This is a genomic window from Pseudomonas sp. Z3-6, from assembly GCF_051131985.1.
Classification (GTDB): domain Bacteria; phylum Pseudomonadota; class Gammaproteobacteria; order Pseudomonadales; family Pseudomonadaceae; genus Aquipseudomonas; species Aquipseudomonas zanjanensis.
The window spans coordinates 6,235,474-6,257,542 of the sequence record NZ_CP071644.1 but is presented as its reverse complement, the minus strand read 5'-3'; the positions used below and the strand labels follow the sequence as shown (position 1 = coordinate 6,257,542).

The 22,069-nt window shown below is 62.3% G+C and carries 15 protein-coding genes; 7 read left to right on the top strand and 8 right to left on the bottom strand.

What is annotated here, in order from left to right:
- Positions 1-186: 186 nt before the first annotated feature.
- The 7 genes from J3P88_RS27045 to cbiE form a co-directional block, all read right to left on the bottom strand.
- Positions 187-2,313: a TonB-dependent copper receptor gene (locus J3P88_RS27045; protein ID WP_434572660.1), complete on the bottom strand. Its 2,127-nt coding sequence runs from the start codon at positions 2,311-2,313 to the stop codon at positions 187-189.
- Positions 2,314-2,396: 83 nt separating this feature from the next.
- Complete coding sequence (locus J3P88_RS27040) at positions 2,397-2,819, bottom strand: DUF2946 domain-containing protein (RefSeq protein WP_434572658.1); 423 nt, start codon at positions 2,817-2,819, stop codon at positions 2,397-2,399.
- A gap of 13 nt (positions 2,820-2,832) precedes the next feature.
- A complete protein-coding gene (locus J3P88_RS27035) occupies positions 2,833-3,312 on the bottom strand; it encodes a copper chaperone PCu(A)C (protein WP_434572656.1) in 480 nt (159 codons plus the stop codon).
- Between the two features lie 45 nt (positions 3,313-3,357).
- Positions 3,358-3,756: a DUF2946 domain-containing protein gene (locus J3P88_RS27030; protein ID WP_434572654.1), complete on the bottom strand. Its 399-nt coding sequence runs from the start codon at positions 3,754-3,756 to the stop codon at positions 3,358-3,360.
- Positions 3,757-4,332: 576 nt separating this feature from the next.
- Positions 4,333-5,055: a cobalt-precorrin-6A reductase gene (locus J3P88_RS27025; protein WP_434572652.1), complete on the bottom strand. Its 723-nt coding sequence runs from the start codon at positions 5,053-5,055 to the stop codon at positions 4,333-4,335.
- The gene (locus tag J3P88_RS27020; protein WP_434572651.1) at positions 5,052-6,149 is read right to left on the bottom strand and encodes a cobalt-precorrin-5B (C(1))-methyltransferase; all 1,098 of its coding nucleotides are present in this window, start codon (positions 6,147-6,149) and stop codon (positions 5,052-5,054) included. Before J3P88_RS27020 ends, J3P88_RS27025 begins: the two co-directional genes overlap by 4 nt.
- A complete protein-coding gene (gene cbiE, locus J3P88_RS27015; RefSeq protein WP_434572650.1) occupies positions 6,142-7,353 on the bottom strand; it encodes a precorrin-6y C5,15-methyltransferase (decarboxylating) subunit CbiE in 1,212 nt (403 codons plus the stop codon). Before cbiE ends, J3P88_RS27020 begins: the two co-directional genes overlap by 8 nt.
- Before the next feature lie 835 nt (positions 7,354-8,188).
- On the opposite strand from cbiE, the gene J3P88_RS27010 reads away from it, so the two are divergent.
- The 6 genes from J3P88_RS27010 to J3P88_RS26985 all read left to right on the top strand — a co-directional run bounded on the left by J3P88_RS27010 (position 8,189) and on the right by J3P88_RS26985 (position 20,410).
- Positions 8,189-8,539 carry a hypothetical protein gene (locus J3P88_RS27010; protein ID WP_434572649.1) on the top strand — a complete coding sequence of 117 codons (351 nt, stop codon included), beginning with the start codon at positions 8,189-8,191 and terminating at the stop codon, positions 8,537-8,539.
- A complete protein-coding gene (gene cobG / locus J3P88_RS27005; RefSeq protein WP_434572647.1) occupies positions 8,536-9,855 on the top strand; it encodes a precorrin-3B synthase in 1,320 nt (439 codons plus the stop codon). The genes J3P88_RS27010 and cobG overlap by 4 nt, the downstream gene beginning before the upstream one ends.
- On the top strand, positions 9,848-10,474 hold the full coding sequence (locus J3P88_RS27000; RefSeq protein WP_186731096.1) for a precorrin-8X methylmutase: 627 nt from the start codon (positions 9,848-9,850) through the stop codon (positions 10,472-10,474). The genes cobG and J3P88_RS27000 overlap by 8 nt, the downstream gene beginning before the upstream one ends.
- Positions 10,474-11,205, top strand: a complete 732-nt coding sequence (locus J3P88_RS26995) for a precorrin-2 C(20)-methyltransferase (protein WP_434576623.1) — start codon at positions 10,474-10,476, stop codon at positions 11,203-11,205. Before J3P88_RS27000 ends, J3P88_RS26995 begins: the two co-directional genes overlap by 1 nt.
- The gene (gene cobJ / locus J3P88_RS26990) at positions 11,205-12,905 is read left to right on the top strand and encodes a precorrin-3B C(17)-methyltransferase (protein WP_434572645.1); all 1,701 of its coding nucleotides are present in this window, start codon (positions 11,205-11,207) and stop codon (positions 12,903-12,905) included. Before J3P88_RS26995 ends, cobJ begins: the two co-directional genes overlap by 1 nt.
- A gap of 449 nt (positions 12,906-13,354) precedes the next feature.
- Complete coding sequence (locus J3P88_RS26985; protein ID WP_434572643.1) at positions 13,355-20,410, top strand: TcdA/TcdB pore-forming domain-containing protein; 7,056 nt, start codon at positions 13,355-13,357, stop codon at positions 20,408-20,410.
- Between the two features lie 11 nt (positions 20,411-20,421).
- Here the strand turns inward: J3P88_RS26985 and J3P88_RS26980 are convergent, their stop codons facing one another.
- Positions 20,422-21,018, bottom strand: coding sequence for a MarC family protein (locus J3P88_RS26980; RefSeq protein ID WP_060739358.1), 597 nt, complete (start codon positions 21,016-21,018; stop codon positions 20,422-20,424).
- 226 nt (positions 21,019-21,244) lie between these two features.
- On the opposite strand from J3P88_RS26980, the gene J3P88_RS26975 reads away from it, so the two are divergent.
- Positions 21,245-22,054: a hypothetical protein gene (locus tag J3P88_RS26975; RefSeq protein WP_434572642.1), complete on the top strand. Its 810-nt coding sequence runs from the start codon at positions 21,245-21,247 to the stop codon at positions 22,052-22,054.
- Positions 22,055-22,069 lie beyond the last annotated feature (15 nt).

The following is a 22,069-nucleotide window of genomic DNA, read 5'->3' as shown; positions in this document are numbered from 1 at the left end:
TGGGTTGTTATGTTGTGCGGTTGCCAGGCAACCGATAAGCAGGGAGCCTTAAACACAGGCTCCGTGGCGAGGGAGCTTGCTCCCGCTGGACTGCGCAGCAGTCCCTGGCTTTTTGCGGTTGCTACGCAACCGAGCGGGAGCAAGCTCCCTCGCCACAAGGTCAGGTGTCAGGCCTTGCCTGTGTTGTCAGAAACTCATATCCACCTTCGTCCAGAGCGTACGCCCCGGTTCGTTGATGGCCTGGGGGTCGCTCGCCGGGTAGCCGAACCCGGCGTTGCCGGCCAGGTTCAAGTGCTCGGCGTAGGCTTTGCCGAACAGGTTGTCGACGCCACTGCTGACCTTCCAGTGCGGGTTGATGCGGTAGGCGCCGTTGAGGGAGAAGACCCCGAACCCCGAGCTTTTGCCGTAGTCCTTGCCCACCACGTTGCCCTTGTTTTCATCGACCCGGTGCTGCGCGGCCACCACCCGCCACAAGGCCCCGGCGCTCCAGCGGTCTTCGCTGTAGGTCAGGCCCAGGCGCGCGTCCAGCGGCGGCATCTGCGCCAGGGCGCTGCCGTCGCTGCTGTTCTTGCCCCAGGCGTAGGCCAGGGTGGCGTCGGCTTTCCAGCGCTCGGTGAGCTTGTAGGCCGCGCCCAGTTCACCGCCCATGATCCGTGCGTCGATGTTCTCGGCCCGGGAAGTGGTGCCCATCATCCCCGGCGTGTAGTCGAACAGGATGTAGTCGCGTACCTGCCCGACGTATCCCGATGCCCAGGCTTCGAGGGTTTCGGTCTTGTACTGCAGGCCGAAGTCGAGCTGGGTGGTTTTCTCCGGCTTGATCGCGTCGAAAGCATTCAGCGAACCGCTCGGGCCGGTGTTCGGCGAGAACAGCTCCCAGTAATCCGGGAACCGTTGCGCGTGACCGATGCCTGCGTAGAGGGTGGCGGGGCTGTCGTCCAGGTCGTGCTCGTAGCGGACGAAACCGCTGGGCAGCGTGTCGGCGCGGGTGTCATCGGCAGTAGGATTGGGACGGGCCGACATGCCGGAACCGATGCTCTGGCGGTAATCCTTGGCCGAGGCGCGATCGAGCCGGGCGCCGGTGATCACTCGGTCGCGGTCGGCGGCGTACCAGGTCAGTTCGCCGAACACCCCGTAATTGTGGAAGTCGGCGTCCTTGGTGTACGGCAGGTCCTTGTAGGTGTCCACGCCCATGCTGCTGCGTTGGCGATGCTCGTTGGTCTGGGCGTCCAGGCCGCTGATCAATTGCACATCGGCCCAGCGCCAAGTGGCCTTGATGCGCGCGCCGAGGGTGCGACGATCGACATTGGAGGCCATGGGCCCGGCCATCATCCCGGTGCCGGACGGCGTGCGCAGCGTGTAGTTGTCCATCACGTGGTCGGCGTAGTTGTAGTAGACCTGGGCTTCGACTTTATCCAACACCTCGCCGATGTTCGAACGCTCGAAACGCAGCCCGAGGCTTTCGCGCTTGAACTGCGAACCGTCCATGCCGCGCCCGGCGTAGCGCGCTTCACCGTCGCCCTTGCCGGCCGTCAGCTCCAGCAGGGTATCGGCGTCCGGCGTCCAGCCGAGGGCGACGTCGCCATTCCATTTGTCATAGCGCGACGGCACGCTGTCGTTATTGCCGTCGCGGTAATCGTCCGAATGGGCGGTGTTGCCGATCACCCGCACATAGCCCAGGGGCCCACCGGCGGCGGCATCCACCACCTTGTCGAAACGGCCGTTGGAGCCGGCCAGCACACTGGCATTGACCCGGGTGCCCAGCTCGCCGAACTGCTCCGGCTCGCGCTCGAACAGCACGGTCCCGGCCGATGCGCCGGGGCCCCAGAGCACGGTTTGCGGGCCTTTGATGACGGTGAGCGTGTCGTAGGTTTCCGGCGAGATGTAGGACGTTGGCGCGTCCATCCGGCCCGGGCAAGCACCCAGCAGCATGCTGCCGTTGGTGAGGATGTTCAGCCGCGAACCGAACATGCCACGCAACACCGGGTCGCCATTGGTGCCGCCGTTGCGCACCAGGGCGAAGCCGGGAATGGTCTTGAGGTAATCGCCGCCATCGCTGGCCGGCACCGGTTGGCGCGGGTCCTTGGGGTTGGTGACGACGGTCAGCGGCGAGCTGGGGGCGACGGCGGTGATGACCGTCGGGCTGAGTTCTTCGACCGGATGGTCGTGATGCTCGTGCTCATCGGCCAGCGCGAACGGGGTGAGCAGCAGGCCGCACAGTGCGGCAATGGTTTGGCGCGAACGAACCCGTGGTTCGTTCAAAGGGCAGCTAACCTGGGCAGAGCCCGAAGCGATGCCGGCAGAAAACCTGGACATGATGATTCCATCGAACAGACGTAGACGACACGGTCGGGCAGCCTGTGGCTATCTTTTGCGACCGGTTGAGTAAGTGTCGGGAGCTACGCTGGGAAGGGTGGTGCGCGGGTGCGGGCACCCGGGAAGAACGCGAGCCGGGCATGGCCCAGGCGTGTGGACAGGCTGGTGTAGGTGTTGAAGTGCGGGGTGTCGAAAGCGGCGAAGGTGTGACCGCCCGGCAGCGCGGGGCAGTTGAACAACAGGCTGCAATAGCCGCACTTTTCCCACAGCGCATGGTGCTCGCTCTGGGGCGGGCAATGTTCGGCTGCGGGCGCTTCGTGCGCCGCCATGTCCATGCTCATGTCCATGGTCATCGGCATGGACATGCGTTGATCCATCGGCATCGACTGGGAAACCAGTGGACCGATAAAGATCATCAGCATGGCGAACAGGCTGATCCAACTACCGCGGGTCAGGCTCATGGGCTGACGACGGCGAGTGGACAAGCTGGCGCGACGAGGGTGCATTGGGCAGAGACGTCTACTGAGCGTGCATGTGTGTCTTGGTGCCGTCCGGTGCTTTTTTCTGCACCTTGACGTCCACCGTGACATCCCCGGCTTTTTCGAAACGCAGGGTCATGGGGAAACGTTTGCCGTCGCTGAGCAGGCTGCGGTCCTTCAGATCCAGCAGCATCACGTGATACGCCATCGGCGCGAAGGTGACGGTGGCACCGGGAGCGATATTCACGACGGGTACTGGTTGCATCTTCATCAGGTCGTTTTGCATCACATGCTCATGGAGCTCGGCCTTGCCGGCGATGGGCGAGTCGACGCTGAGCAGTTTGTCGGCGGTCGTGCCGCTGTTGTGAATCACGAAATACGCGGCTACGGTCGGCGCATTGGGCGGCAACTCCTGAGACCACGGGTGCGCAATTTCAAGCTCACCCGCTTTGTATTGATGAGCTTGGGCGAAGCCGACAGGAAGCAGCAGGGCGGCCAGCAGGATAAGTCTGTTCAACATGGCAAATCTCCGGAACGATTCAGGGCGCAGGTGTATGCGGAAGAATCAGGCCAGAGGCGAGGCGCGGGGGTTGAGGCTGGGCCATTGCTGGCGTGGCGTGGGGCTGTCGAGCTTCGAATGGACGGCACCGCGATGGGCCAGCTGTGCATCCAGGTACAACTGCGGGACATGCCCGGCGAGCGCCACCAACGGCGGGGAACCTGAGCAGCACCAGCAATGCTGCATCGTTGAATGACTGTCCTGTTGCGGCGTGCCCTGTTCGAGCTTGCCCAGGGAAATCGCCACCATTCTCGTGCCGCTGGATGAGCAGAAACTGCCCCACAACAGCTGCTCGGCTGGTGCATCAGCAGTCGCGCCACCGCTGTTGGAAAGCGGCATGGCAAGCATGTTGAACAGCACTGCGAAGCAGGCGATCCAGGCAAATGCAAGCCGTTGTCGGGACATGGGGCAATCCGCTCGGTTGGGCGATCAGGTGGCGGTATTTAGCCTGATCAGGGTTGAGAAGTAAAAAAGCCACGTGCGGTGTAGGGTCGCAGGGCTTGTGTTAACAGTAGCAACAGATCTTCGAATGAGTGCTTTTGTGGCGAGGGAGCTTGCTCCCGCTGGGGCGCGGAGCGGCCCTAAAATCGGACATTGCGGTGTGTCAGGAATATCGCGTCCGCTTTTTTGGGGCTGCTGCGCAGCCCAGCGGGAGCAAGCTCCCTCGCCACAGGGTGGCGGCTGTGCGCAGGTTAGTCGACCGGGGAGTCCAGCATTACCGGCGCGCCCGAAGGCGCCCTGCGCACAACCACCATCAAGTGCAGGGATGAAATTCCTGACTGACGAAGCTTGTGAACCCGCTGAAAACCTCGGGCGACTAAACCCGATCACTGAAGGGCAGTGACGGGAATCAAGTTACCGAGGGCCTCCAAGGCGCACAAGCCGGCGGATTCTGGCGTAGTTGTAGGCAGCGACGCAAGGTGATGTAGCCTGCTGACGTAGTTCTGACAGGACAGGCTTGTAGGACGGTGCAGTTTTCTGTCAGACCAACTGCCGCAGCCCCTGCAACACCTCATCCACCGTCCCAAACTCCCGATCCACCCCCGCTGGCACCGGCCGCTTCAACACCAACACCGGCAACCTCCGTTCCCGCGCCACCTCCAGCTTCGGTTCAGTCGCCGTGCTACCGCTGTTCTTGCTCACAAGCACATCGATCCGCCGCCGTTCGAACAGCTCACGCTCGCCCTCGATGTGAAACGGCCCACGGGCCCCAATCACTTCGCAGCGTTCGTTACCGGGGTAAATGTCCAGGGCGCGCAGGGTCCAGAATTGCTCTGGCGGAATTTCATGCAGATGTTGCAGCGGTTCACGGCCGAGGGTGAAGAGGGGGCGATGGAAGGGTTTCAGGGCCTGGATCAGTTCAGCCCAGTTGGCCACTTCGCGCCAGTCATCGCCGGCCTGGGGTTGCCAGGCCGGGCGGCGCAGGGCCCAGCAGGGGATGGCGCAGGCACGGGCCGCGTGGGCGGCGTTGTGGCTGATCTGGGCGGCGTAGGGGTGGGTGGCGTCCAGCAGCAGGTCGATGCCCTCGGCGCGGATGAAGTGCGCCAGCCCTTCGGCGCCGCCGTAGCCGCCGACGCGCACCTGGCAGGTCAGGTCGGTGGGGACGCGGCCGATGCCGGCCAGGCTGTAGATGTGCAGGGGGCCGAGGGTGCGGGCGATGGCCAGGGCTTCGGTGACGCCACCGAGGAGCAGGATACGTTTCATTTCAAAACTCCAGCCTGGCCGACAATCCCACCCTGGCGGTCGATGGCGAAGACTTCGACCTGGACCTGGGCCGGCACCACGCTGCGGGCGAAGGCCCGCGCGTGTTCGCACACCGCATCGCCCAAGGCGATGCCGGCGGCGCTGGCCATCGCCAGGGCCTGTTGGCTGGTGTTGGCTTCTCGAATGCCTTGCTGCAAGACCTCATCGGCACCGATGGCAGCCGCCCATTCGGCCAGTTGTGGCAGGTCGATGCTCGAATGGCGGCTGTGCAGGTCCATGTGGCCGGCGGCGAGTTTGCTGATCTTGCCAAAGCCGCCGCAGAGGCTGAGTTTTTCCACCGGCACCTTGCGCACATGCTTGAGCACGGCGCCGACGAAGTCGCCCATTTCGATCAGGGCGATTTCCGGCAGGTTGTAGACCCGGCGCATCGTGTCTTCGCTGGCATTGCCGGTGCAGGCGGCGATGTGCAGGTAGCCGTTGGTTTTCGCCACGTCGATGCCCTGGTGGATCGAGGCAATGTAGGCCGCGCAAGAGAACGGCCGGACGATGCCGCTGGTGCCAAGGATCGACAGGCCGCCGAGGATGCCCAATCGCGGATTCATGGTTTTCAACGCCAGGGCTTCGCCGCCCTCGACATTGATCGTGACTTCGAAACCTCCGGCATAACCGCATTCTTCGGCCAAGCGACCCAGGTGATCGTTGATCATTTCGCGCGGCACCGGGTTGATCGCCGGCTCTCCGACGCCCAGCACCAACCCGGGGCGCGTCACCGTGCCGACGCCGCGACCGGCGATGAAACGCACGCCGGGTTCGGCGATCAAGCGCACCTGGGAAAACAACAGGGCGCCGTGGGTCACGTCCGGGTCATCGCCGGCGTCCTTGATCGTCCCGGCTTCGGCGCCTTGTTCGGTCAACCGGCAGAACTCCAGGCGCATCTGCACCTGCTTGCCCTTCGGCAGCACGATCTCCACGGCATCGGCTTCGGTGCCGCGCAGCAGTAATCGGGCCGCCGCCAGGCTGGTGGCGGTGGCGCAACTGCCGGTGGTCAGGCCGCTGCGCAGGGGGGCGAGTTGTTCGGCGGTTTCGTCACGCATCGAGAGGTTTGACCAGGTCGAGCAAGGTGATCGGCAAGGCCTGGCGCCAGGTGTCGAACTCGCCCAAGGGTTGGGCCTGGGCGATGTGGATGCGGGTCAGTTCACCGCCATGACGTTCTCGCCAGTGCATCAAGGTCATTTCGCTTTGCAGGGTCACGGCATTGGCGACCAGCCGACCGCCGGGCTTGAGTTGGGCCCAGCAGGCGTCGAGCACGCCTTCGCGGGTGACGCCGCCGCCGATGAACACCGCGTCCGGACGTTCGAGGTTTTCCAGCGCCTGCGGGGCACTGCCGCGAATCAATTGCAGGCCGGGCACGCCGAGGGTGTCGCGGTTGCGTTCGATCAAGCCTTGCCGGCCTTCGTCGGCTTCGATGGCCAGGGCCCGGCAACTGGGGTGGGTGCGCATCCATTCGATGCCGATGGAGCCGCTGCCGGCGCCGACGTCCCAGAGCAACTCGCCGGGTGTGGGGGCGAGGCGGGCGAGGGTGATGGCGCGCACGTCGCGTTTGGTCAACTGGCCGTCATGTTCGAACGCGGTGTCCGGCAAACCGGCCAGGCGTGACAGGCGCGGTGTCGACGGTTCGCCCCGGCATTCGACGGCGATCAGGTTCAGGTCGGCGACGGTGGTGTCGGACCATTGTGTCGCAGTGCTTTCGATCCATCGTTCTGCCGTGCCGCCCAAGTGTTCCAGCACCGTCATGGCGCTTGGGCCGAAGCCCCGCTCGCGAAGTAAGCTTGCCACGGCGGCGGGGCTGTGGCGGTCGTTGCTCAGCAGCAACAGCCTGACGCCTGTGGATAAATGCCCATTGAGCGCCGCCAGGGGACGCGCCACCAGCGACAGCGTGACCACTTCCTGCAACGGCCAGCCCATGCGCGCCGCGGCCAGTGAACAGGAGGATGGCGCGGGGATGACCAGCATCTGGTCGCTCGGCACCTGTTTCGCCAGGCTGGCGCCCACGCCATAGAACATCGGATCGCCGCTGGCCAGCACGCACACCGGTTCGCCCTGCCGAGCGAGCAGCGGTTCCAGGGAAAACGGGCTGGGCCACAGCTCCCGCTCGCCGCGGATACACAGGGGCAACAGCTCCAACTGGCGAGGGCTGCCCAGGATCCGCGATGCTCGCAGCAAGGCATGGCGAGCCGTTCGGCCCAGGCCCTTGAAGCCGTCTTCACCGATGCCCACTACGGTCAGCCAGGGGGTCATCTCTGTTCCTCGAATAGTTGGGTTGATCGACAGGCGTGTTGCCGCCGCGAACCGGGCCGCCATCATACCGCGCCCCGGCGGATCAGGCGCCTGGCGCAACATCATTGTGGCTGCGAGACCGCATTCGCGAGCAAGCCCGCTCCCACAGGGATTTGGAGTCAAACGCAGAATTTGTGAACAGCCTGGCCAAAACTGTGGGAGCGGGCTTGCTCGCGAAGGCGGCGGTCCATCCAACATCACTTTTTCAGACAGACCGCTATCGCGAGCAGGCTCGCTCCCACAGGGATTTGGGGTTGAACGCAGAATTTGTGAACAGCCTGGCCAAAACTGTGGGAGCGAGCCTGCTCGCGAGGCGGCGGTCCATCCAACATCACTTTTTCAGACAGACCGCTATCGCGAGCAGGCTCGCTCCCACAGGGATCTGGGGGTGAACGCAGAATTTGTGAACACCCCGATCCAAAACTGTGGGAGCGGGCTTGCTCGCGAAGGCGGCGGTCCATCCAACATCACTTTTCCAGACAGACCGCTATCGCGAGCAGGCTCGCTCCCACAGGGATCTGGGGGTGAACGCAGAATTTGTGAACACCCCGATCCAAAACTGTGGGAGCGGGCTTGCTCGCGAAGGCGGCGGTCCATCCAACATCACTTTTCCAGACAGACCGCTATCGCGAGCAGGCTCGCTCCCACAGGGATTTGGGGGTGAACGCAGAATTTGTGAACACCCCGATCCAAAACTGTGGGAGCGGGCTTGCTCGCGAAGGCGGCGGTCCATCCAACATCACTTTTCCAGACAGACCGCTATCGCGAGCAGGCTCGCTCCCACAGGGATCTGGGGGTGAACACAGAATTTGTGAACACCCCGATCAAAACTGTGGGAGCGGGCTTGCTCGCGAAGGCGGCGGTCCATCCAACATCACTTTTCCAGACAGACCGCTATCGCGAGCAGGCTCGCTCCCACAGGGATCTGGGGGTGAACACAGAATTTGTGAACACCCCGATCAAAACTGTGGGAGCGAGCCTGCTCGCGATGGCGGCGATACAGATAACATCATTGGATCAGGCAACCCGTGTTCTTGAGCAATCTCGCCTCAATCCGACAGGCAAGCTTTTCATGACCACCGGCAAAGCAGGCATAATGGCGCACCTTCGCCAATGTGGCGTTTCTCAGCTGCCGGTCTGCCCTTGAACGAACGTCCATCCTCCAACGTCATCCGCCCCTCCGGTTGCCCGGGGTTGCTGCGTGTCGTCCAGGCGTTGGACGGGGGGATCTGTCGGATCAAGCTCGATGGCGGTTCCATCCAGGCGGATCAGGCTGACGTCGTGGCCTTGGTGGCCGAGCGGTTCGCCGGGGGCGTGATCGAGGCGACCAACCGGGCCAACCTGCAGATCCGCGGGATCGGCCCCGGGCACGACGCGCTGATCCAGTCATTGCTGGCCGCCGGGCTTGGTCCTCGCAAACCGTCTGGCGATGACGTGCGCAACCTGATGCTCAGCCCCGCGGCCGGGATCGATCGGCAGATGCTGTTTGACACCCGCCCGTTGGCGGAGCAGATCCTCATCACCCTGCAAACCCACGAACGCTTCCCCGAACTGTCGGCCAAGTTCGCCGTGCAACTGGACGGTGGAGAGGCGTTGGCAATGCTCGAACATCACCACGACCTGTGGTTGTCGGCCTTGGTCCGTGATGGCGAGCCCTGGCTGGCCTTCGGCTTGGCCGGTTCCCCATTGGATAAACCGGCGGGCAGGGTGCCCCTGGCCCAGGGGCATGCCTTGGTGGTGGCGGTGCTGGAGCTGTTCCTCGACCTGGCCCGCCCGGACCAGATCCGCATGCGTCACTTGTTGGCTGAAATCCCCAACGATGAATTCATGACCCGATTGGCCTGCCGCGTGCCGCTGCAAGCTTGCCTGGATTGGCAGCGGGACGAGCCCATCGACGAACTGCACATCGGCATCCATTCCCAGCACGACGACCGCGTCTACGTCGGCGCGGCGGCGCCCCTGGGGCGGCTCGATGCGGTCATGCTGCGGGGGGCGGCGCAACTGGCGCGGGAGAAGGGCGACGGCAGCCTTCGTTTCACGCCCTGGCAAAGCCTGTTGGTGCCCAACGTGTGTGTCGAGGATGCCGAAGAAGTCCTGGCGCGGCTCCAAACGCTGGGCCTGTTGGTGTCGGTCGACCAACCCCTGGCGCAGCTCATCGCCTGCACCGGTTCCAGTGGCTGCGGTAAAGCCCTGGCCGACACCAAGGCCGATGCTCGTCAATTGGCCGAGCTGCTGCAACGCCAGGGCCAGACCCTGAAAGTCCATCTGTCCGGCTGCCCGCGTTCCTGCGCGGCAGCCCATATCGCGCCCGCCACCTTGCTGGCGGTCGCCCCCGGTCGTTACGACCTGTATTTTCGTGATGCCGCGCTGCCAGGTTTCGGCGCGTTGCAAGCCCACAATCTGACTATTGAAGCGCTCGGCCAATGGCTCGACGCTCATCCCCGGAGCCCCCTTGATGCTTGATTACATCCGCGACGGTCAGGAGATCTATCGCAACTCCTTCGCGATTATCCGCGCCGAAGCCAACCTGGCGCGCATTCCGGCCGATCTGGAGAAACTCGCGGTGCGGGTGATCCACGCCTGCGGCATGGTCGAGGCCATTGATGGCCTGCAGTTTTCCGAGGGCGCGGGCACGGCCGGGCGTCAGGCGCTGGCCGCCGGTGCGCCGATCCTGTGCGATGCGCGGATGGTCTCCGAAGGCGTGACCCGCGCTCGCCTGCCGGCCAACAATCCGGTGATCTGCACCTTGCGCGACGAGAGCGTGCCGGCCTTGGCCCTGGAACTGGGCAACACCCGTTCGGCGGCGGCGCTGGAGTTGTGGCGTCCGCACCTGGAAGGCAGCGTCGTGGTCATCGGCAACGCGCCGACCGCGCTGTTTTACCTGTTGGAAATGCTCGACGCCGGCGCGCCGAAACCGGCTTTGATCCTCGGTTTTCCGGTGGGCTTCGTGGGTGCCGCCGAGTCCAAGGCGATGCTCGCGGCCAACAGCCGCGGCGTGCCCTTCGTGATCATGCAAGGCCGCCTGGGCGGCAGCGCCATGGCCGCCGCCGCCGTCAACGCCCTCGCTACGGAGGTTGAATGATGCAGCAGCCTGGACGTCTGATCGGCCTCGGCGTGGGCCCCGGTGACCCGGAACTGATTACGGTCAAGGCCCTGCGCCTGCTGCGCGAATCGCCCGTGGTGGCGTACTTCGTCGCCAAGGGCAAGAAAGGCAACGCCTTCGGCATCATCGAGGCGCATTTGCAGGACGCGCAGACATTGCTGCCGCTGGTCTACCCGGTCACCACCGAGGTGCTGCCGGCGCCGCTGTCCTATGAACAGGTGATCGCCGATTTCTACGACACCGCCGCCGAGCAGTTGGCCGTGCACCTGGACGCCGGTCGCGACGTGGCGGTGATCTGTGAGGGCGACCCGTTCTTCTACGGTTCCTACATGTACCTGCACGATCGCCTGGCCGGGCGTTATGAGGCCCAAGTCATCCCCGGCGTGTGCTCGATGCTCGGCGCAGCCTCGGTGCTCGGTGCGCCGCTGGTCTATCGCAACCAGAGCCTGTCGGTGCTCTCGGGCGTCCTGCCTCACGATGATCTCAAGCGTCGCCTGGCCGACGCCGATGCGGCGGTGATCATGAAGCTGGGGCGCAATTTCCCCAAGGTTCGCCAAGTGCTTCAGGAATTGGGCATGGACGGACGGGCGCTGTATGTCGAGCGCGCGACCATGGCCAACCAGAAAATCGTGCCGTTGGATGACGTCGAGCCGATGTCTTCGCCGTACTTCTCGCTGATCATCGTGCCGGGCGAACGGTGGCAGGGTTGATGGCCGCCAAGACGCCGGCCATCGTCATCCTCGGCCCCGGCAGCCTGGCGACGGCTCGACGGATCCAGCAGCGCTACCCCGACGCCCTGATCCACGGCTTGGCCGGGCGGGTCGAGGGCGATCGGCAGTACCTGGAATTTGGCGCGACGTTGCGCGAACTCTACCAACAGGACACACCGATCATCGCCCTGTGCGCCGCGGGCATTGTCATCCGTACCCTGGCGCCGCTGTTGCTGGAAAAAGGCGCCGAGCCGCCGGTGCTGGCGGTGGCCGAGGATGGCAGCGCCGTGGTGCCTCTGTTGGGCGGCCTGGGCGGGGTGAATGACATGGCCCGGGACATCGCGGCAGCGCTGCAAGTCGCGCCGGCCATTACCACCAGCGGCGAATTGCGTTTCGGCACTTGCCTGCTCAATCCGCCAAGCGGCTACAGCCTCGGCGACCTGGAGCAGGGCAAGCGCTTCGTCTCCGACTTGCTGGCCGGTGAGCCGGTGCGTATCGAAGGCGCGGCGCCGTGGCTGGATCAGGCGCAGTTGCCGCAAGACCCGCAGGCGCGGCGCACGATCCACGTCGGCCATGCCGAGCGTGAGGCGAGCACTCACGAACTGCTGATTTATCCGCGCAGTGTCGCGGTGGTGGTGAGCGCCGGGTTGGCTGACCTGCCGGGCGCCGTTCGTGCCGCTTTGCAGCAAGCGAACGTGGCGCTTCGGAGCCTGGCGTGTCTGGTGGCGGCGGATACGCTGATGGCCAGCACGGTCTTGCGTGAAGCGGCGCTGGAATTCGGGGTGGCGCTGCGCTTTGTGGCTGCAACGGGCGATGCCGCCACCTTGGCCCGCAGTTCGGTACCGGGCGCGACCGTTGTTTCGACGACGGACAACCTGGCCATCGCCGTTGCCGCTCAACCCTTGGATGTGGCCCAAATCGGTCGTCCGCGCGGACGCCTGGCGGTGATCGGCCTGGGGCCGGGCGCTGCCGAGTTGATGGTGCCGGCGGTGAAAGCCGAGTTGGCGCGGGCCACCGATGTGCTGGGTTACGAAACCTATGTACGCATGGCCGGCCCGTTTCGCGATGATCAAGTGCTGCACTGCACCGACAACCGCGAAGAAATGCAGCGCGCCCGACACGCCTTTGAGTTGGCTGCGCAAGGCCGTTCGGTGATCGTCGTGTCGTCCGGTGACCCGGGTGTGTTCGCCATGGCGGCAGCGGTGCTCGAAGCGTTGCACGAGTCCAGCGATCCGGCCTGGCACCAGGTTGAGCTGGAGATCCTGCCGGGCGTGTCCGCGTCCCTCGCCACCGCCGCCCAGGCCGGTGCGCCGTTGGGGCATGACTTCTGCGTGATGTCGCTGTCGGACAATCTCAAGCCTTGGTCGATCATTGAAAAACGCCTGGACCTGGCTGCCGAAGCCGATCTGGCGCTGGCCTTCTACAACCCGATTTCCCGTGCGCGCCCCTGGCAATTGGGGCGTGCGCTGGAGATCGTCGGCCAGCACCGCACACCGCAGACGCCGGTGGTGTTGGGGCGCGACATTGGTCGCCCGGGCCAGACCCTGCGTGTCACCACGCTGGGGCAGCTCACCGCCGAGCAGGTGGATATGCGCACGATGGTCCTGATCGGCTCCTCCACCACCTGTGTGTTCCCGCGTGCATCCGGTGGAAACTGGGTGTATACGCCTCGCTGGTATGGGGCCAAACCGGCCTCTTGAACCGCAACACTGTTCTGTGGTGGGGGGAGCTACTGTGGCGAGGGAGCTTGCTCCCGCTGGGCTGCGCAGCAGCCCCAAAAGTAGCGACTCGATCTACCTGATGCACAGAGGTGTCAGGTTGGGGGCCGCTTCGCAGCCCAGCGGGAGCAAGCTCCCTCGCCACAGGATAAATAGGGGGCTTCAAGATCGCGTTATCGACGCTTTCCTTATTTGTCGATCCGATAAGTAAAAAGCAAGTTATATATTTTGTCCGCCTTTGAAACGCATTGAAAGCCTTCCCATTTGAATTGTTTGTTCTTAAGCGTTAGTTTGCGTGCCTGTTAAGTTATCGGCATGCGCTTATAAGCGTTTGGCAAAATATCGAATTAAATAACCGGTCGCCGGAACATGCTCTGGCGGCGCCGTTCTTATATGCCTGTTTTTAACGGAACAGGCCAAGGAGTATCTTTATGCAGGAAGCAAACATCAAGACGGACGACAGTGCGCTCGGTTTCATCAGCCTTTTCAAACTGGCCGACCTCGAGCGGGCACTGTTGCCCTATAAGAACACTGAGCACTACGACGCGATCATCCGTTATTACTTTGCCTGTGTCGGCATGCCGGATTCCCACAGTCTGCTCGAGCCATTGGGGCTCTTGAAGCACATGCTGGCTCAGCTGTTGGGCAGCCGCAGGGTCAAGCGCAGCCAGGATGAGCGGGTGTCCGCTCCCGTCGTGGCCGGAATTGACCTGCCGCAGATATACGACAAAATCGAAGCGCATGAAGCGCGCCTTCAATTCAGTTCTGAGCTGATGAAGAAGTTACCCACGGAAGTGCCCAAGACGTTGCACTTTGTCTGGCTCGGCGGTGGCCTCGGCGACATTCAACGCGATTACCTCAATGTGTGGCGACACGTATTGGCCCGGCAGGGTTATACCCTGAGTCTTTGGTATGACAGCGATGCGCTACTGGCCTGGCAAACCAATAAGCTTATTGTTGAAGCCGCCAAGGCCAATGTTTTTTTACACGGCGTGGATGAACATATTAGTGAGGTTGAGCTGGGTGCCCTGTACAACGAACATGCCCTTGTTTTGAAACAACAGATGCAGGCCCATATCAATGCCGCTGTGGCGAAGGGCGGATCAGCCGACGAGGCCCGGATCGATTTACTGTCCCGCGCCTACGGGCAGGATGCACAAACCTTGCGCCAACAGTTGGAACGCAATCGTCGCAGTGTCCTGGACATGGACGGTTTCGCGTTGCGTGACCTCGCCGTTGGCGTGGTTTCGCTGCGATTGCAGGAGGTCTATGACAGGGAGATGCGCTTGCTCGGCAATATGGCGGCGGCATCGGATGTGGTGCGTGCCGAAGTCCTGTTTACCGAAGGTGGCAGTTATACCGACATCGACCACCTTCCGCCGTTATCGACAACCCTGGGCGGCGTCGACATCAGCGGGTTTAGCTATGATGCCCGGCTGGGGACCCTGCAATTGCTGCTGAACGAGAACCCCGGATGGATGCCGGGTCGCCAGGCTTCCTCCCGTTATCGCGTGCATATTCCCGCCGAGCATCTGTCGGCACTGGAGGCGTTCGCGCAAAGCCGGCCAAGCTTGAGCGAGGTCTTCGAACTGCCGGCAGAGAGGCTGGTTCGACCTTTCGCGCTGCGGGCCTTGGCTGTGGAGGGATCATTGAACAATTCGTTTCTGATGGCCCATTCGGGCGCCGAGATTCTCAAAAGCGTGATCGATCGTCTGGGCTCCAACCATGAGTTGGTTGAAGCGTCAATTCAGCTGGCTGCCCAGCGCGATGTTGCATTGAGCGACGTTGCGGGCATGTTGGGTCTGGTGGAAGAAGTCTTCGAAAAAACTAATGGATCGCTGAGCCATCTGCCGATGGGCGAAGTACTCAGGACTCTAGCGCGGATATCGGCCGTAGCGACCCACTTCGGCGACGGTATTCGCTTCGAGACCGAGGGCACTCTCCATCTGACAGGCCCCGGTGCCATGCGCGATGGTATGGCCGACTACGCGAACGCGCACTTGAGCGCGGCGGTTGCCAAGACCTTGCGCGAGGAGGCGGGTGTTGCCCTCCACCTGACGATTAACAGCGCCACCGAAGAAGAGCAGGATCATTCCTGGAAAGAAAACGGCAACCAACCCGAACAATGGGTCGCCAACGAGCAAGCACAATGGCGTGAAGGTCAGTACCGCACACGCTACAACGGCGACATCGCCCAGTTACTCAAGCATTCGACCGTAGAGTTCCAACAAGGCTGGCCACTGATCGAAGGCCGAGCCGTGTTGCTGACCGATGTGCTGGAGCGCTTGGTCGAAGGACTCGGCGAGCCGTTCATCGAAGCGATGAGCCAGGGGCATGACGGCGAAAAACGTTTCGAGAAGCCGCTGCCGCTGAGTTTCGATGATCGCCAGCGTATCCGGCGTCAGCCTGCCGATGCACTGGTGCCGGTGTTCCTGAGCGATGCAAAAATGCAAAGCCTGGGAATCGACGACGTCTTGGGCGAGATCGCCGGTGGCACCCGGCGCGTCATTGAGGCCAGCCCTGTGCAAAGGCTGTCGCTGGGCGTGTTGCTCGGCTTGGACACCCTGGAGAACTCGAGCTTCAACACGGCTACGAGTGAGCTGGAGAACTTGGCCAATAGCGTTGTCGAACAGGGCGTGGCCGGCCGTTACGCGGTCATCGAGCGGCAATTATTCAAGCGCAAGGCGGCCGAGTTCATGGGCGGCCTGTCGAGCGATCCGGCGGATGCGCCACTGCCGTCCGACAGTGCGCTGGAGTTGAAGAGAACGGCCTTGAAACAGGCGCGAACGTTATTCCAGTGGGGCCGTCATGTTGCACGGATCCAGAAAGTGGCGACCCTTGAACACCGTCTCCAAGTCGTCGAACGCTCCGGGCAAGTGCTGGACGGGTTCGGCCACAGCGGCGTGCAAATGCTCCCTCAGGATTTGCTGCTCAACAGCGATGGCGAGGCGATTGGCGGGCGCTGCTATCCCCTGGCGTTGGTGATGAGCGCAGCACTGGCCAAGGGTGAGGTTTCTTCCGGGCACTTGCGCGAGCGTTTCTACCTGGCGGTGCTCGAGCCCGGGCAAGCCGATTCCCAAGCCTTTGTGCAAACACTGGAAGCGCTGTGGGACGTAGCGCTGAGTGATGTCGGAACGCGACTTGGGCAGACGAGTCTGGATCAGGCCGTTGCCATGCTCGAGATACACACCGGCTCTCGTACGCTGATGCTCAACTCGGACAACCATTCGATGCTGGTGACCAAGACCGTCAACGCAGAACGGGCCGCCTATCATTTTTTCGACCCCAACTTCGGCCTGTGCAAGTTCGATCATGCGGATGGGCTGCAAAGGGCGTTGGAGACGTTTTTCCAGACCGAGGGCATGGCCCGTTATTACGCTGCCTATGGCCCTGACGCTCGACCGGAATTCGATCTGATCGATCTGCACAGCAAAAAGATCGCCAGCTTGGAATTGTCCGAGGGCTTCACCGTGGCGCAGCTGCTCAAGCCCGAACCTTTGCCAGGAAAACCGGCCCTTGCGATTCGCCAGCGCCTGAACAGTGCCCATGGAAGGTCCCTGGTGGACAACGCGCACCTGGGCAGCAGTTTGCTGGAATTGGACAGCCACTGGTGGGGCCAGCAGATCGCCCAGGCGACGGTCGGTTTGCAGGAGCTACATGGCTCGACGACGCCGCTGGTGCCCTTGTTCGAAACGCTGGAGATCACGCCGCAAGGCAAATATCGGGTGAGCCTGATCGACCCCGCGCACCCACAACAGCCGGTCCGCGTGCTCAGCGACGATCAACGCCTACTGCGGATCAAGAGCTGGCTGTCGGAACAGTTTTCGACCCTGGCGCGCAAACCCGTGCAGACGGGCGGCGTCCTGGACCCGACCGAAGCCGGCAGCGTCCATACCCTCAACGCCGGTTTCACCATCCAGGCGTTGATGAATGCCTTACGTGGACGCGAAGGGGACGACCGGACACTGACCACCGCCGTGCGCCTGCACGCGTACGTCAACTATGCGCAACTGGTGCACGGCAATGTCGTGGACGTGGCGGGCCTGGTGCAGTTGGCCCGCACCGCTCTGGTGGAAGAACGGATCATTGCCCGTACTTGCGCGCCGATTGTCGGCCAGGCCTTAGGACATGCAGCCAACGAAGGCGTCGGCGCTGTGTTGGGGTTGGCCAATGTTGGCTTCGATATCTACCAGTTGAAGACTGCGCAAACCGGCATCGAGACCGCGCAATTCGGTACCCAGCTGACATTCGATTCCGCCAGCCTGGCCTTGACGGCGGGCGGCGTCGGGGCTGGGTTGGCCGGGGCATCGACCGCCGCGGCGGTACTCGGCGGTGCGGGCGTGATTCTCGGTGGCTTGGCCGTCGGGGTCGCCGCGCTGGCCCAGGGATTTGCCACCATCGCCCGCGAGGCCCGGCAAGTCGGTCAGTTTTTCGATGACCTGGAGCAGGCCTATCGTGGCGAGGGCTACGCCTATGATCACAAGTTGGCCGCGTGGGTGGCGCGTCCTTCACTGCTGATTAAAAGCATCGATCTGAACGACGGAACGTTGCAGCTCAACAGTCCAAAGCTGTATCCCTTGCATGATCATTTCGGTGTGCCGGGTTTCGATCCCGATGACGCGCGAGCCATCGATATTCGCCGGGAGCTGGGGCTACCCAGGCAGATCGGATTCGCCCCGCCCGCCGGACAACCCATCGTGCTGCCCTGTACACCGCAAACCACTTACGGGTATGAATACAAGGCGCTGCCCTTCGCCCGCTTGCGGCATGATCGGGGCTTCGACACGGCCCGACGGCTGGAGAAACAGCAAGCGGACGGCTCCTGGCTATTTCTGTTCTCGTTCTATTCGTTTCCCTCCGACTACATTCTCAATCGCCTGAACCCGGTGTATGGCGAAACGGTCATCCGGGTGAATCTGGATGTGCTGGAGCGCACACTGGTGGTTCCCGTCCTGCCAGATGCCTGGCAAGGCAAGTTGTCCTATTGGCTCAGGGGCGCGGGCGGGCGCTGTACCGTGATGCTCAATCCAGGGGCCGACATAAGGCTTATCGCGCCGAACCTGACGTATTGTCGCTGGCTGTTGCAGGCAACCTGGGCCAATGAAAGCGATATTCGGATCGAGCCTTCCGGTGAACTGTACATCGGCGCCGTCCATGTCGCCCGAGACGGCCGGCAGGAAGTGCTGATCCGTACGGCCGACCAATTGTTCAGCGTCACCGGGGACAAGCGCCAACTGGACCTTGTCGAGCAGACGGCGCCCGAGGGGCTCGATGAGCAAGCGTTGCTCGAGCACTACAAGGCCCTTGCGCGCGAGCATCGATTGGCGCTGCCGTATACGCCTATCCATCGCTATCTGGTTCCGTTCGACGATCCCCTGCAACCGAGCTACACCACGGCCTGGTATGACGCGGCCGAGGACCGCTTCCTCTACATTCGCGACGACAGTGAAGTGCTCGGCGAGCCGCAACTGTCGGTGGTCCTGGATGGCTTCGCCTATTTCTACGATCCCGAGGAACTGCAGATCTGGCAGACGGAGTGCGCCACAGGCTTGCTCAAGTGCCGCTATCTGTTACTCATACAGGACGGCCAGAGCACCATTCGTAGTATCGAGGCGGATGCCCATGGTGTGATTCATGTCGTGCAGGAATATATCGTCGACAATCAAACCGTCCGGCAATACCGATACGTGATTCATGACGGGCAGTTGCTGTTGAGTTCCGTCACCTACGACACGGCACCGCAGTTGCAGGCGCTGCTATCGGCCAACGATACCCTGGCCGAGTGGTCATCCGTGCTCGGCGACTTTCTGCGACTGCCCGCCGGACCTTCGAATAATGGGCTCGCCACGGTCGATTGGCAGCCGGCGCCGTACGTTTCGATCTGCTGGACGATTGCCCCCAGTTCCCGAGACATGGCGTGGGTACGCAGCAGCGATCGACGCCTGATCCTTGCGCAACCCGCCGAGCATCATGCCCGTGGCTGGGATGACTCGATCAAGAAGCTGGACGGGCTGATGCTCTTGCCGATGGCGGACGACAGCGACGTGTTCTTCATCTATCAGCGAGTCACCCCCAACCAGACACTTTGCCGACTGCAACGCAGCGTGAAGGACGGTACGGCGCATTGGACACGCCAATGGGTGCAGCCAGATGGGCTCAAGCAGATCCTGGCCGTTGAAGGGGGCTACGTGGCGCTCGATGAAAACGGGTTGTTCTTCAACCTGGTGGCGCAAGACGCGCTGCAGTTTGCCGGCGTGAGCGAGCACTGGCTCAAGGGGCGTGCGCAGTGGTGGCAAGCGCTTGAACCGTTGGCCGAGCAATACCCGGGCAAGGATTTTGCCATTGCCGGTCTGCGCAATGCCGCCGGTGACGGTAACCTCTGTGCCTGGTACGTGAAGCACCGATTGTTGTTGTGCGACCCGGGGCTCGACAAGGACGTTCGCTTGCTGGGCGTGGCGCCGGATAATCAGTCGGTCTGGCTGTTCGATAGGTCGAGCGGCGAAATATTGAGCCAGGTATTCTTCGACCCACAGCAACTGAATCAGGTATTCGACACCGGCACGCAACTGTTGCCAGGCGCTAGCCTGCCGGCTTATCAGCGCGAGTGGGTGGGCTGGCGGTTCGCCGACGTCACCCCCGAAGGCAGCGGCTTGCGCGGGATCAGCGTGGACGGTGTGTCGCTGGCGCTGGGGCATCAGGAAATGGCGACCATCACTGGGGTCAACCACGCCTGGGTGCTCGCCCAGGGCGAGCACTTGGTCGACGCCCTCCAGCGATTGCTGGACGCTGCGCAACATGACGAATTCGTGTCGGTGGAGTCCGAGCCTGGAAGCCTGCAATGGTATGACGTGCAAAGTGCCCGGTTGCTGCGAGTCACCGGCAAGAACCTGCCCAAGGACTTTACGTTGCTGGGCACGCAAGCACGGGAGAACGTGCTCCTGCACGAGCACCAGGATGGGCGGGTGCGGATCTATCCGGAAAAGCGCAGCATCGGGCCGTTCGATTACGTCCAGCGCAGCGCCCAGGTGCTGGTGGTCGAGGGGGAGAAGGTCAGCCGCGACCTCTTGCCGCTGATTCCCGATGAGGTCAACCGGTTGGTCCTGCGTATGGGCCAGGGCGCGGTGACCTGCCATTTGACGAAAGCGGTGTGGTTGAAGCTGGAGTCGGTCATTGTCGACTGTCGCCATGCCTTGGGTGAGGTACCCGTTACGGCGAGCACGTTGATCTGGGCATTCGATGAGCCTGGAAAACTCGTGTTCGAGATCGTCCAGGCGCACCTGGTCATTGTCGATCCGGACAGTGAGCGCTGCTTGATCCTGCGTGATGCATGTTCCGCCGATCCGGTCTTGCGCGGTGATATAGGCCTGGGCTTCAACGACGCGCAATCGCGCCCGGTATCGACGTTCGTGGCGCGCTTAAGGGGCCTTGGTGCGACTGGCAGTGCAACCCTGGAGGAGCTGCTGGCGTCGGCGTCAGTCGCTGGGTAAGTGGCTTTGCTTCAGGGCACCAGGTAGCCCTTCACTCCGGTAAAAATGATCTGCGCCGCCAAGGCGCAGACAAACAGCCCCATCAGGCGGCTGACAATCTGCAAGCCCTGGTCGCCAAGAATCCGCTCGATGCGGCTGGACAGGTAGAGCACCACGCCGACGGTGAAGCTCGCCAGGGCGATGCTGATGATGGCCATGAGTTTGTCGTCCCAGTGCGGCTGGCTCACGCCCATCACCAGCAGGGCGCCGATGGTGCCGGGGCCGACGGTCAACGGAATGGTCAGTGGGACGATGGTCACGTCCTGCTGCACATTGTCGGTCTGCACGGCCGACTTGCCCTGGGCCATGCCCAGGGCCGAAATGAACAGCACACTGCCGGCGCCGATCCGGAATGCGTCCACGGTGATGCCGAACACGCTGAAAATCACTCGCCCGAACAAATACAGCAACACGCTGGAAATCAGCGTCGCGGTCGCCACCTTCCAGGCCAGGCGGCGTTGTTCCTTGCGCGAATAGCCGCGAGTCAACCCGATAAAGCAGGACAGGACGAAGAAGGGGCTGTAGAGCACCAGCATCTTCAAGTAAACGCTGAACAGCACATGGAGCATGGTTGAGGCTCACGACGAATGAATTTGAGGTGAAGTCTATCAGGCGTCGGGGTATTTGTCGGTGCGCGGTGGGGACGAAACGCAACTTCATGACTGTGCCGATTTTAAATGAGCGAGTTGGATCGGATTATCTACGGTTACAGTTGTGCACTTGTTGTTGTGAAGGGGGTTGCGTAAGTTCGCTTTTCGGATCCATGGAGGATCTTTTATCAAAAAAGGAAATAGTATGAGCATTAAATATGATTCCGTGCTGACTCTGGCTGATCGCGTTAATCGCTTGAAGTCCTACGATGTATCGCCAGATGACTTTGAAATAATTTCGCAGGCGCCTGTAGTTCGTAGCGCCCAGTTCGTTGAGCAAACGGAAAAACCGGATCGTGCATCGATCGTGGGTGACAGTATCCTGGCTTTTGTTTCAGGCATGTCTGAACAGAACCAGGCGGACATCCAGCATTCTTATCTGTTTGCTTCGTTAGTGGCTAACAAGGCATTTCCCCATGACCATCAAGGCAAGGAGTGGTATCACCTCTTCCTGCAGGTCATGCAGGATTGCGGTTGGGTGATCCTGAAAAAGTACTACGACACGGTTAAGGCTTCGGGCAAAAGCTTCACTATGGATGAACTGGTGTTGCAGATTCTCGGTTCGGCGGTGGCGGCAGCTGCCATTCCCGGTCCCACCTCAGTGTTGATGCTCAAGGTCGCCGGTGATGCAATCGCTGCGTTGCAGGGCCGTGACAAGCCGCTTCGGGTGTTTGATCAGAACCTCCAAGAGTCCGGTGCGGGTGGTTTTGGTGTAGCAACCTGCCATGAGACGCCGGATGGCGAAGTCATCCTGGCGCTGGGTGCGGTGCGTTTCATCAAGCGCTCCAACCAGACTCAAGTCTTGTTCGTTAATTGGGACAGCAGCTCGGTCGATTTGTATCGCGGTGAAAGTCATATGACCATGGTGCCGTCCATTATTAACCGTACGCGCGATATCATTATTGAAAGACTGGGCGATCGCGCCCAGAAAAAAATCGAAGCGTACGAACTCTGATTTTGTATAGCCTCT

Excerpts from the sequence above, each read along its gene's own strand:
- cbiE (WP_434572650.1), bottom strand. The coding sequence starts at position 7,353 with ATGACCCCCTGGCTGACCGTAGTGGGCATCGGTGAAGACGGCTTCAAG.
- cobJ (WP_434572645.1), top strand. The coding sequence starts at position 11,205 with ATGGCCGCCAAGACGCCGGCCATCGTCATCCTCGGCCCCGGCAGCCTG.
- J3P88_RS27045 (WP_434572660.1), bottom strand. The coding sequence starts at position 2,313 with ATGTCCAGGTTTTCTGCCGGCATCGCTTCGGGCTCTGCCCAGGTTAGC.
- J3P88_RS27040 (WP_434572658.1), bottom strand. The coding sequence starts at position 2,819 with ATGCACCCTCGTCGCGCCAGCTTGTCCACTCGCCGTCGTCAGCCCATG.
- J3P88_RS27020 (WP_434572651.1), bottom strand. The coding sequence starts at position 6,149 with ATGCGTGACGAAACCGCCGAACAACTCGCCCCCCTGCGCAGCGGCCTG.
- J3P88_RS27000 (WP_186731096.1), top strand. The coding sequence starts at position 9,848 with ATGCTTGATTACATCCGCGACGGTCAGGAGATCTATCGCAACTCCTTC.
- J3P88_RS26995 (WP_434576623.1), top strand. The coding sequence starts at position 10,474 with ATGCAGCAGCCTGGACGTCTGATCGGCCTCGGCGTGGGCCCCGGTGAC.
- J3P88_RS27025 (WP_434572652.1), bottom strand. The coding sequence starts at position 5,055 with ATGAAACGTATCCTGCTCCTCGGTGGCGTCACCGAAGCCCTGGCCATC.
- J3P88_RS26980 (WP_060739358.1), bottom strand. The coding sequence starts at position 21,018 with ATGCTCCATGTGCTGTTCAGCGTTTACTTGAAGATGCTGGTGCTCTAC.
- J3P88_RS26975 (WP_434572642.1), top strand. The coding sequence starts at position 21,245 with ATGAGCATTAAATATGATTCCGTGCTGACTCTGGCTGATCGCGTTAAT.
- J3P88_RS26985 (WP_434572643.1), top strand. The coding sequence starts at position 13,355 with ATGCAGGAAGCAAACATCAAGACGGACGACAGTGCGCTCGGTTTCATC.
- J3P88_RS27030 (WP_434572654.1), bottom strand. The coding sequence starts at position 3,756 with ATGTCCCGACAACGGCTTGCATTTGCCTGGATCGCCTGCTTCGCAGTG.
- J3P88_RS27035 (WP_434572656.1), bottom strand. The coding sequence starts at position 3,312 with ATGTTGAACAGACTTATCCTGCTGGCCGCCCTGCTGCTTCCTGTCGGC.